General features: G+C 73.3%; 14 protein-coding genes. 3 read left to right on the top strand and 11 right to left on the bottom strand.

What is annotated here, in order from left to right; translation table 11 throughout:
- Window positions 1–139 precede the first annotated feature (139 nt).
- Complete coding sequence (locus VGN74_RS08360; protein ID WP_327447047.1) at window positions 140–673, top strand: hypothetical protein; 534 nt, start codon at window positions 140–142, stop codon at window positions 671–673.
- A gap of 188 nt (window positions 674–861) precedes the next feature.
- On the opposite strand, the gene VGN74_RS08355 is transcribed toward VGN74_RS08360, so the two are convergent.
- Both VGN74_RS08355 and pgi read right to left on the bottom strand, forming a co-directional pair.
- On the bottom strand, window positions 862–1,221 hold the full coding sequence (locus VGN74_RS08355) for a bleomycin resistance protein (RefSeq protein ID WP_327447045.1): 360 nt from the start codon (window positions 1,219–1,221) through the stop codon (window positions 862–864).
- Window positions 1,222–1,231: 10 nt separating this feature from the next.
- Window positions 1,232–2,851 (bottom strand): glucose-6-phosphate isomerase, encoded by a 1,620-nt coding sequence (gene pgi / locus VGN74_RS08350; protein ID WP_327447043.1) that lies wholly within the window; start codon window positions 2,849–2,851, stop codon window positions 1,232–1,234.
- Between the two features lie 116 nt (window positions 2,852–2,967).
- Here pgi and VGN74_RS08345 point away from each other — a divergent pair, with 116 nt between their 5' ends.
- Window positions 2,968–3,453, top strand: coding sequence for a hypothetical protein (locus VGN74_RS08345; protein WP_327447041.1), 486 nt, complete (start codon window positions 2,968–2,970; stop codon window positions 3,451–3,453).
- Window positions 3,454–3,648: 195 nt separating this feature from the next.
- Here VGN74_RS08345 and VGN74_RS08340 read toward each other — a convergent pair whose 3' ends face one another.
- The 4 genes from VGN74_RS08340 to VGN74_RS08325 form a co-directional block, all read right to left on the bottom strand.
- Window positions 3,649–4,260: a DUF6655 family protein gene (locus tag VGN74_RS08340; RefSeq protein WP_327447039.1), complete on the bottom strand. Its 612-nt coding sequence runs from the start codon at window positions 4,258–4,260 to the stop codon at window positions 3,649–3,651.
- The gene (locus tag VGN74_RS08335) at window positions 4,260–4,700 is read right to left on the bottom strand and encodes a VOC family protein (protein WP_327447037.1); all 441 of its coding nucleotides are present in this window, start codon (window positions 4,698–4,700) and stop codon (window positions 4,260–4,262) included. Before VGN74_RS08335 ends, VGN74_RS08340 begins: the two co-directional genes overlap by 1 nt.
- A 293-nt stretch (window positions 4,701–4,993) precedes the next feature.
- Window positions 4,994–5,233 carry a zinc-finger domain-containing protein gene (locus VGN74_RS08330; RefSeq protein ID WP_327447035.1) on the bottom strand — a complete coding sequence of 80 codons (240 nt, stop codon included), beginning with the start codon at window positions 5,231–5,233 and terminating at the stop codon, window positions 4,994–4,996.
- 99 nt (window positions 5,234–5,332) lie between these two features.
- Window positions 5,333–5,584: a hypothetical protein gene (locus VGN74_RS08325; protein WP_327447032.1), complete on the bottom strand. Its 252-nt coding sequence runs from the start codon at window positions 5,582–5,584 to the stop codon at window positions 5,333–5,335.
- 176 nt (window positions 5,585–5,760) lie between these two features.
- Between VGN74_RS08325 and VGN74_RS08320 the strand changes: the two genes are divergently transcribed.
- Window positions 5,761–6,735 carry an ABC transporter ATP-binding protein gene (locus VGN74_RS08320; protein ID WP_327447030.1) on the top strand — a complete coding sequence of 325 codons (975 nt, stop codon included), beginning with the start codon at window positions 5,761–5,763 and terminating at the stop codon, window positions 6,733–6,735.
- A gap of 6 nt (window positions 6,736–6,741) precedes the next feature.
- Here the strand turns inward: VGN74_RS08320 and VGN74_RS08315 are convergent, their stop codons facing one another.
- Genes VGN74_RS08315 through ccmC form a run of 5 tightly spaced genes read right to left on the bottom strand, consistent with a single transcriptional unit; the run spans window position 6,742 to window position 9,203 of the window.
- On the bottom strand, window positions 6,742–7,392 hold the full coding sequence (locus VGN74_RS08315; protein WP_327447028.1) for a trimeric intracellular cation channel family protein: 651 nt from the start codon (window positions 7,390–7,392) through the stop codon (window positions 6,742–6,744).
- Window positions 7,393–7,434: 42 nt separating this feature from the next.
- Window positions 7,435–7,698 carry a hypothetical protein gene (locus tag VGN74_RS08310; RefSeq protein WP_327447026.1) on the bottom strand — a complete coding sequence of 88 codons (264 nt, stop codon included), beginning with the start codon at window positions 7,696–7,698 and terminating at the stop codon, window positions 7,435–7,437.
- 56 nt (window positions 7,699–7,754) lie between these two features.
- Window positions 7,755–8,294: a DsbE family thiol:disulfide interchange protein gene (locus VGN74_RS08305; RefSeq protein ID WP_327447024.1), complete on the bottom strand. Its 540-nt coding sequence runs from the start codon at window positions 8,292–8,294 to the stop codon at window positions 7,755–7,757.
- Window positions 8,291–8,467 carry a heme exporter protein CcmD gene (gene ccmD, locus VGN74_RS08300; protein WP_327447022.1) on the bottom strand — a complete coding sequence of 59 codons (177 nt, stop codon included), beginning with the start codon at window positions 8,465–8,467 and terminating at the stop codon, window positions 8,291–8,293. Before ccmD ends, VGN74_RS08305 begins: the two co-directional genes overlap by 4 nt.
- Window positions 8,468–8,480: 13 nt before the next feature.
- Complete coding sequence (ccmC, locus tag VGN74_RS08295; RefSeq protein WP_327447020.1) at window positions 8,481–9,203, bottom strand: heme ABC transporter permease CcmC; 723 nt, start codon at window positions 9,201–9,203, stop codon at window positions 8,481–8,483.
- Window positions 9,204–9,473 lie beyond the last annotated feature (270 nt).

Genomic DNA, 9,473 nt, shown 5'->3' with positions numbered 1-9,473 from the left:
CAGATAGGGTCGGGGCGGACGGGCGTCAAGCGCCGCCGCGTCGCGCCCGGGCCAAAATGAACCGCGGATGAACCGGAGCCTGCGGGTCCGTTCAGCGACCGGCGGTCAGGGTGGGGGCCTGACCTGACAGGAGATCGCCATGAGGCCGACCCCGCTCCGTATCGCCGCCCTCGGCGGCTCTTTCGTGGCCGTCATGGGCGCGGCCCTCGTCGCCGCCGCCCCGGCCGCGGCCCAGACCCATGACCGCTACGATCGCTACGATCGCTACGACCGTTATGACCGCCGCCGCGACCGCGACGACGACCGCACCGAGGACGTGCTGGTGGGCGCCGCGGTGGGCGCGATCGCCGGCGCCATCATCGGCGACGGCGACGGCCGCTATGTCGCCGGCGGGGCCCTCGCCGGCGCGGCGCTCGGCGCCTCGTCGTCCAGCGACTATCGCGACTATCGCGGCAGCTACCGCTACGACCGCGGCTACAGCTACGGCCACAACAGCTACCGCCGCGGCGACTGTGGCTACTGGCGCGACGGCCGCTGCTGGCGCAACCAGGGCCACTGGGAGCGCGAGCACGGCATCAACAGCCGCGACGGCTACGACCGCTGGGAACGCCGCCAGTACCGCCAGAGCGACCGCCGCGAACGCCGCGACTATCGCCACGACCGCCGCTGGTAGGGACGACTGACGGATGAGGGGGCGACCTCTGGATCGCCCCTCCGTCCGGTCGCTGCGCGCCCGGCCACCTCCCCATTCCATGGGGAGGAGAGGCGCCTTTCCTCCCCACGCAGTGGGGAGGGGGACCGCGAAGCGGTGGAGGGGCCGGTCGCGAAGCGACCGGGGAGCGGTGGCGGGTCGCCGCCCCCTCAGTTCGCCACCAGCCGCAGCAACGTCCCGTCGGGGTCGATCATGTAGGCCACGCGCACCCCGGACGGCTCGTCGCGCGGCGGATGCAGGCGCGGCCAGCCGACCGTCGTTTCCGGCAGGCCGGCGGCGCGGCAGAGCGCGTAGAACCCGTCCAGATCGTCCAGCCGCAGGCAGCAGGAGAAGCTGCTCGCCGCCGGGTCGAGGTCCGGATACGGGAAGAACTCCAGCGTCAGCCCGCCGCGCTCGAGGATCATCCAGCCGCGGTCGCGATAGCGCTCCTGAAATCCCAGCCGCGCATAGAAGTCCGCCGTCGCCGAAAAGTCCCGGGCCGGCAGGTTGGGCGTGGCGTGATCGGCCATCGCGGCCTCCCTACAGAAGACGGGTGAGCAGGTCGGCGGTCGAGGGATCGAGCCCCGGCGACGGGGCCCCGGCGTCGACATCCTTGAGGATCGCCTTCGCCAGCACCTTGCCCAGCTCGACCCCCCACTGGTCGAAGCTGTTGATGTCCCAGATCACCCCCTCGACGAAGGTCTTGTGCTCGTAGAGCGCCAGCAGCGCCCCCAGCGCCTCCGGGGTCAGGGCCGGCAGCAGGATGGTCGTCGACGGCCGGTCGCCGGGGAAGGTCTTGTGCGGGGCCAGCCGGTCGGCCTCGGCCGCGGCGGCGCCGCCGGCCAGCAGCTCGGCATGGGCCTCGGCTTCCGACTTGCCGATCATCAGCGCCTGGGCCTGGGCCAGGGCGTTGGCCCACAGGGGCGCCCCGGTCGCCGTCTCATGCGTCTGGCGCACCACCACCACCTCGGCCGGGACCACCATCGGCCCCTGGTGGATCTGCTGGAAGAAGGCGTGCTGGCCGTTGGTGCCCGGCTCGCCGAACACCACCGGACAGGTCTGGCGCCCGGCCGGGCGGCCGTCGCGCGTCACCCGCTTGCCGTTCGACTCCATCTCCAGCTGCTGCAGGAAGGCCGGCAGCCGGCGCAGGCCATGGGCGTAGGGCGCCACCGTGCGCGCCGGCCGGTCCAGCGCATCGACATTGACGATCTGGGCCAGGGCCAGCAGCACCGGGGCGTTGCGCGCCAGCGGCGCCTCCAGGAAATGTCGGTCCAGGGCCTCGGCGCCCTTGAGGAAGCGGGCGAACACCTCCGGCCCCAGGCCGATGATGCAGCTCAGCGACACCGCCGACCACAGGGAGTAGCGGCCGCCGACCCAATCCCTGAACCCGAAGGTGCGGCCGCAGCCCCAGGCCCCGGCCCGCTCCGGCGCCGCCGTCACCCCGACGATGTGCCGTTCGCGCCCCGTCTCCGGCAGCCCCGCCGCCAGCCAGGCCCGGGCCAGATCCGCGTTGGCCAGGGTCTCCTGGGTGGTGAAGGTCTTGGACACGACGATCACCAGCGTCGTCTCCGGCTCCAGCCCGGTCAGGGCCTCGGCCATCTCGCGCGGGTCGATGTTGGCGACGAAGCGCACATCGATTTCCGGATCGAGCGGGCGCAGGGCATCCCACACCAGCCGCGGCCCCAGGTCCGAGCCGCCGATGCCGATGTGCACCACGGCCCGGAACGGCCGGCCGGTCGCCCCGGTCTCGCGCCCGGACCGCACCGCGTCGGCATAGTCGGCCATGGCCCGGCGCGTAGCCTCGACCTCGGCCGAGACCGGCTCGCCGAGCGCCGCATACGCGGCCCCGTCCGAGGCGCGCAACGCCGGGTGCAGCACCGCCCGGCCCTCGGTCAGATTGACCGCCTCGCCGCCGAACAGCCGCGCCCGCGCCCCCTCCACATCCATGGTTCGCGCCAGATCCAGCGCCGCATCGACCGTCGCCGCGTCCCAGGCCTGCTTCGACAGGTCCAGATGCAGGCCCGCCGCCGCCAGCGTCAGCCGCGCCAGCCGGTCCGGCTCTGTGGCGAACAGATCCGCCAGCCGGGTCTGCGCGGCCGCCTGCGCGGCGGCGGTCAGGGCAGTCCAGGCGGCTTCGGAAGGGCGGGCGTCGGACGGCATGGCGGGCTCCGCGAGAGCTGGGGCGGGGGAGGAAGGCGCAACCCCTCGTTTACGGGGCGGGTCCAGACTGGATCAACGGCGATTCGGTTGCGCCGCCATCACAACTGGAGTCCGCCATGGCCTGCGGCGCCGCCCTCGCCTCCACCCTGCTGCTGACCCTGTCCGGCCCGGCCGCGATCGCAGCGCCCGTCGCCGCGCCGGTCGCCGCCCCGGCGACCCTCGACGCCGCCCTCGCCGCCGAGCCCCTGTTCCGCGACATCGTCACCCGCGCGGGGACCCTGAAGGCCCGGGTCGAGGCCTGGACCGCCGACGGCGCCGGCCTGGCCCCCGCCTTCCCCGAAGGCGAGGCCTTCCGGGCGCTCAAGGCCGAGGCCGAGGCGCTGGCGGCGCTGGACCTGCAGGCCCATCACTGGCTGGCCGCGCGCGACGCCGACGGCGACCTCAAGTGCATCCTGCGCGGCATCGCCGAGGACCTGCCGGTGCGGCTCGCCGCGGTCGAGACCAGCCAGGGGCCGGCTCGCGCCGAGGCCCTGGCCGAGCTGGCGCATCTGCTCGACGACAACGCCGCGGTGATCCTCGCCCCGCCGCAGCCCGCGACCTGACCTCAGGCGCCCGGCCAGACCTCACGTCTGATTTGAAAGGGTCGTCACCCCCGGGCTTGTCCCGGGGGCCCATCGGTCCGCCAGCGCGATCCGTCGATGTCTCTGGCGGAACGTCAACGCTGCACGCGGCTCCGCTTGAACTCGCCGTGGGCCCCCGGGACAAGCCCGGGGGTGACGGGATTATGGGGGAGCGCCCTAGAACGCCGTCCAGCTGTCGCCAGGGTCAGTCTCGCCCGGGTCGGCCCACTGCTGGCCCCAGGCGATGATCATCAGCACCGTGTGGCTGCGGATGCGGTACTCGCCGACCATCGGCTGCACCACGCCCAGCGGGGCGCCGGTGCGGGCGTCGTAGACGAAGGCCGAGAACTCGGCCACGCCGGTGCGGTCGCGCCGGCTGTAGACCGACAGCTCAGGCAGGGACACGACGTTCAGGCTCTCGTTGATCGGCACCCGCAGCGGCGGCAGGCCGACCACGCGGCGCATCTGCTCCAGCGCCAGGGTCCCGGCGCGCATCTCGAGGATGACATCGGCCGAGTTGCGGTCATTGGCCAGCGGATGGCCGGCCTCGGACAGGGCCTGGCGCACGGCGCTGACCGCATAGGCCGAGCCCTCGGCCTGGAAGAAGGCGTTGTCGACGAAGATGCGCGAGGACTTGGGCACCGGCAGCTCCAGCCCCTCGACCGCCCGGTCCGCGGCGCGCGCGATCAGCAGCTGTTCGGTGGCGGTGCGGCCGGTGTGGGACTCGGTCACCTGGGCGCAGCCGGCCAGCAGGGCCGCCGCGGCGATCATCAGGCTTGCGACGCGCATCACCAGGTCCCCGTGTTCGGCATCGAGGCCCAGGGCTCGGCGGGCGCCTGCGGCTCGCCCTCCTGCAGCAGCTCGATGGAGATGCCGTCGGGCGAGCGGACGAAGGCCATGCGCCCGTCGCGCGGCGGGCGGTTGATCGTCACCCCGCCGTCCATCAACCGCTGGCAGGCGGCGTAGATGTCGTCGACCTTGTAGGCCAGGTGGCCGAAGTTGCGCCCGCCCGTATAGACCTCCGGATCCCAGTTGTACGTCAGCTCGACCTCCGGCGACCGCTCGGCCGCCGAGCGCGCCAGATCCTTCGGGGCGGCGAGAAACACCAGGGTGAAGCGCCCGGCCTCGTTGTCCATGCGCCGGACCTCCTGCAGGCCCAGCAGGTCGCACCAGAAACGGAGCGAGGCGTCGAGGTCCGTCACCCGGACCATGGTGTGCAGATAGCGCATGGGAGAACTCTTACGGGAGGAGGCGCCCCTGTGTAACGCGTTGCGCGCCCGAAGCGAATGGCGGGGCTCAACGCGGTCCCTCGGGCTCGACCATGCGGACCCCGCGGAAGGCTGGCGTCTCCCCCTTCCCCCTCGAGGGGGGAAGGGTCGGGGATGGGGGTGCGGGCGCCGCGCATGACGGCCGAGGCGCATGAGGCGGCGCCGCCTCGTGCGCCCGTCCGGATATCGATCAGGGCTCACCCCCACCCAACCCTCCCCCCTCGAGGGGGAGGGCTTCGGTTGAGAGAGCCCCTTCAGTGCGCCTCGTCGGCGCGGGCGGCGGGGCTGGGGTAGGGGCGTTCGGCGTGGCCGTCGGCGGCCAGCACGAAGCGCCGGTCGCAGTAGGGGCACTCGACGAAGTCGTCCTCGCCCATGTCCATGTAGACGAGCGGATGGCCCAGGGCCCCGCCGCCGCCGTCGCAGGCCACGCGCTTGCTGGTGACCACGATCTCCTCGGGCGGCGGAACCGGAAGGGCGGGATGGCGGGGCGGCATGGACGGCTCCTGCAGGCCAGGTCGACGCGCGTCGAACGATGCGGCGTTCCTAATGCCTCGCTCCCGGCTTGGGAAGCGCCCCCCCGATCCCGGGCGGCGTCAGGCCTCGGCGCGCTGGCCGAAGAGCCGCGCGAACAGGGCCTTGCGGCGCTGGAACAGGCCGAGGCCGAGGCAGCCGGCCGCCGCCCAAAGCCCGATCTCGCCGAGCACGCCCAGGGCCATGGCGGCGATCACCGTGGCGGTCACGCCGATCACGTCCAGCGCCCCGAGCAGGATGGCCAGGCCCATGCCGGCATAGCCGACCACACAGAGGCCGAGGGCGAGGAAGCCGAACAGGCGGATGCGGGTCATTCAGGTCTCTCCGTCAAGTGAGGTTGTCGTTGTGTCAAGGAACCTAGACATGCCTACGCGTGGAGTCAAGCACCCTTTCCAAAACGTCCTGCGTCCTTGTCGCCGGCCGCCTCACCGCTTGGCGTCGGGGCCCGGCGCGCCTATCTCGGCCGCAGCCCCCCTGCCCCGGAAGCCCGATGCCCCAGACCGACGCCCTGCCCGACCACGCCATCGAGGTCCGGGGGCTGAAGAAGACCTACGCCGGCTCGCGCAAGGCGCCGGCCAAGACCGCCCTGCGCGGCGTCGATCTGGTGGTGCCGCGCGGCTCCATGTTCGGCCTGCTGGGCCCCAATGGCGCCGGCAAGTCGACCCTGATCAACATCCTCGCCGGGGTGGTGAACAAGTCGGAGGGCGAGGTCCGCATCTGGGGCCATGACATCGACGCGAAGCCGCGCGCCGCCCGCGCCGCCCTCGGGGTCGTACCGCAGGAGATCGTCGCCGACGTCTTCTTCACCCCGCGCGAGTCGCTGGAGGTCCAGGCCGGCTTCTACGGCGTGCCAAAGGCCGAACGCCGCTCGGACGAGCTGCTGGCCGCGCTCGGCCTGTCGGACAAGGCCAACGCCTATGTCCGGGCCCTGTCCGGCGGCATGAAGCGGCGGCTGATGGTGGCCAAGGCGCTGGTCCACAACCCGCCGGTGCTGATCCTCGACGAGCCGACCGCCGGGGTCGATGTCGAGCTGCGCCGCCAGCTTTGGGAATACGTCCGCAAGATCAACGCCGAGGGTGTGACCATCCTGCTGACCACCCACTACCTCGAGGAGGCGCAGGAGCTCTGCGACACCATCGCCATCGTCAACCGCGGCGAGGTGGTGGCCTGCGAGCCGACTGACCAGCTGCTGCGCCGGCTGGACACCCGCAATGTGGTGGTGACCCCGAGCGAACCCCTGCCCGCCCCGCCGGCCCTGCCCGGCTACGAGGTGGCGGGCCGGTCGAATGGGGCCTTCGCCGTCACCTACCGGGTCGGCCACGGCAGCGTCGAGCAGGTGCTGGCGGCGGTGCGCGCCGCCGGGGTCGGCATTCGCGACATCACCACCGAGGATCCGGACCTCGAGGACGTGTTCGTGGCCATGACCTACGGCGACGCCAGCCGCCCGGCGCCGACCGCGGACTGACGCGCCTCAGCCCGGCTCGCGCGGGCCGTAGGCGGGCAGGCCCAGCCGCCAGATGATGGCCGCGGCCCTCAGGGCGAACCCCAGCCCCGCGGCGATCACCGAGGCCACCCAGATGCGCACGTCCAGCAGGCTGAGCCCGACCATCAGCCCCGACGACAGGGCCGCTGCGGTGACATAGAGCTCCGGCCGCATCAGGATCGACGGCTGGCCCGCCAGCACGTCGCGGATGATGCCGCCGAGGCAGGCGGTCACCACCCCGAGCGCGAAAGCCGGCAGCGGGGCCACGCCCCAGGCCAGCGCCTTGGAGGCGCCGTAGACGGCGTAGGCGGCCAGGCCGATGGCGTCGAGCCAGGCCAGCGCCGCCCCGCCCCACAGCCAGCGCGGGGCCGTCCACACCACCAGCGCCCCGGCGAAACAGACCAGCAGGGTCACATTCTCGGCCACCCAGAACACCGGCGCCCCGATCAGCAGGTCGCGCGCCGTCCCGCCGCTGACCGCCGTCACCACCGCGAAGAACAGGAAGGTCACCAGCGTCTGGCGCCGCTCGGCCGCCAGCACCGCCCCGGAGGCGGCGAACACGCCGATGCCGACGTAGTTCAGCGCCTCCAGCGCCGGGATCAGGACCGGGGTGACGTCATCGGGCGGCAGGGACAGCATGGGCGGCCTCCGGCCGGCGCGGGGCGGTCGACGCCCGCGGGGTCAGACCCGGATGTCGAGCAGGGCGCCCGGCCGGCGCAGCGGGGCGGCATCGCTCGCGGCGGCGGCCGGCTCGGGCGCGACGGGCGCGAGGACGGGCCGCGCGGGAGCGGCGACCGGGGCGGCGGCGGGAGCCGCCGGCGCCGCGGCCCCGCCGAGCGCGGCGCGGAAGAAGGCGGCCTGTCCGGCGCGCGACGGCTGGCTGGTCTGGCCGGAGGTTTGGCCCAGACCGTTGAACACCTGCGAGGACAGCGGCGGCAGCGACATGCCGACAGGGTTAACCAGGTGTGTCGAGGAAAGGTTAACGCGTGGGCTGGGGCGCCCTACCTCAGGGCCGAGGTCAGGCGCTCGACCTCCTCGTCGGTCAGCAGCGGCCCGGCGTGCTTGGCGACGATGATCCCCTGCGCATCCACGGCGTAGGTCTCCGGCACGCCGGAGATGCCGAGATCCAGCCCGGCCCCGCCCTCGCGGTCGACCAGCACCAGCGCATAGGGGTCGCCCAGCTCCTCGAGGAAGGCGCGGGTCGCGGCCGGGTCGTCCTTGTAGGCGACGCCGACCACATGGATGCCCTGGGCCTGCAGCTCCAGCAGGCGCGGATGCTCGATCCGGCACGGCGCGCACCAGCTGGCGAAGACGTTGAGGATCATCGGCTTGCCGAGGCCCGCGGTCTTGAGGTCGAGCACCTCCGGCGGCGCCCCGGCCGGGGCGTCAGGGACCAGCCGCGGCAGGACCGTCTCGGGGATCGGCTGCCCCACCAGGGCGTCGGGCCGGTAGACCGGATCCCGCTGCAGCGACCAGCCGACGAACAGGGCGGCCAGGAGGGCCAGCACCACCAGCGGAATGAGCGACAGCCAGCGGCTCACGCCGCGTCCTCCGGGGACGCGCGGCCCGCCTCGGCCTCGGCCGCCTCGAGGTCCCGGCGCCAGCGGCGCGCCGCCGCGACGGTGGCGGCGACCACGCCCGCCAGCGCGGCGGCGCTGACCGCCCAGGCCGACCAGACGTAGGGGCCGTAGGGGCTCATATCGAGATCGAGCATCGTTCGCCTCCCGTCAGGCGCGCCAGGCGGCGCGGGCGCGCAGGGCCACGGCCCGGCGGCGCGTCACCTCGGTGCGGATGGCCGTCAGCCAGACGGCGAGGAACAGCACGGCATAGGCCGCCATCATGGTCAGCAGCGGCCACAGGAACTCGGCCGTCAGGGCCGGGCCGTCGGCGCGCAGCAGGGTCGCCGGCTGGTGCAGGGTGTTCCACCAGTCGACCGAGAAACGCACGATCGGCAGGTTGATCAGGCCGACGAGGCCCAGCACGGCGGCGGCGCGGGCGGCCCGGGCCTCGTCCTCGATGGCCGCGCGCAGGGCCATGTAGCCGAGGTAGAACAGGAACAGCACCAGCACGGACATCAGCCGGGCGTCGCCCCACACCCACCAGGCGCCCCACATCGGCTTGCCCCAGACCGCGCCGGTGACCAGGGCCAGACCCGTGTAGACCGCCCCGGGCAGGGCCGCCGCCCGCGCGGCCGCATCGGCCAGCGGATGGCGGAACACCAGGGCGAAGAAGCTCGACACCCCCAGCGCCGCATAGATGCCCAGCCCGATCGAGGCGGCCGGCACATGCACGAACATGATCCGCACCGTGTCGCCCTGCTGGTAGTCCTCGGGCGCGGTGAAGGCGAGCCAGGTCCCGACCGCCAGCAGCGCCGCGGCGGCGATCCACAGCGGGATCACCAGCCCGCGGGTGAAGCGCATGAAGCGCTCGGGATTGGCCAGACCGAACATGGCCGCGGCTTAGTCGCCCCCGGCCCGCCCCGCAAGCGCATCGCCGTCGCGGGGGGCCGGGCCGACGCCGCGTGGATGTCCCCGCCTGAGCAGGTTCATCACAAAGAGCACTGAGAAAGGCACGGAGGACACAGGGACGACGCGCACGCTGCGCCGCAGGCGCGTTCATCGGTCGACGTGAGAAGGAAGGCGCTACGCGCGCCGTGCCGCAGGTCCCCCCGTGCCCTCTGTGGCTTCAGGCTCCGTGCTCTCCGTGATGAACCCCGGGTC

It is taken from the genome of Brevundimonas sp., from assembly GCF_035998205.1.
Taxonomy (GTDB): Bacteria; Pseudomonadota; Alphaproteobacteria; order Caulobacterales; family Caulobacteraceae; genus Brevundimonas.
Note: the sequence above shows the minus strand (reverse complement) of the source record. Positions and strands in the feature narration are given on the sequence as shown.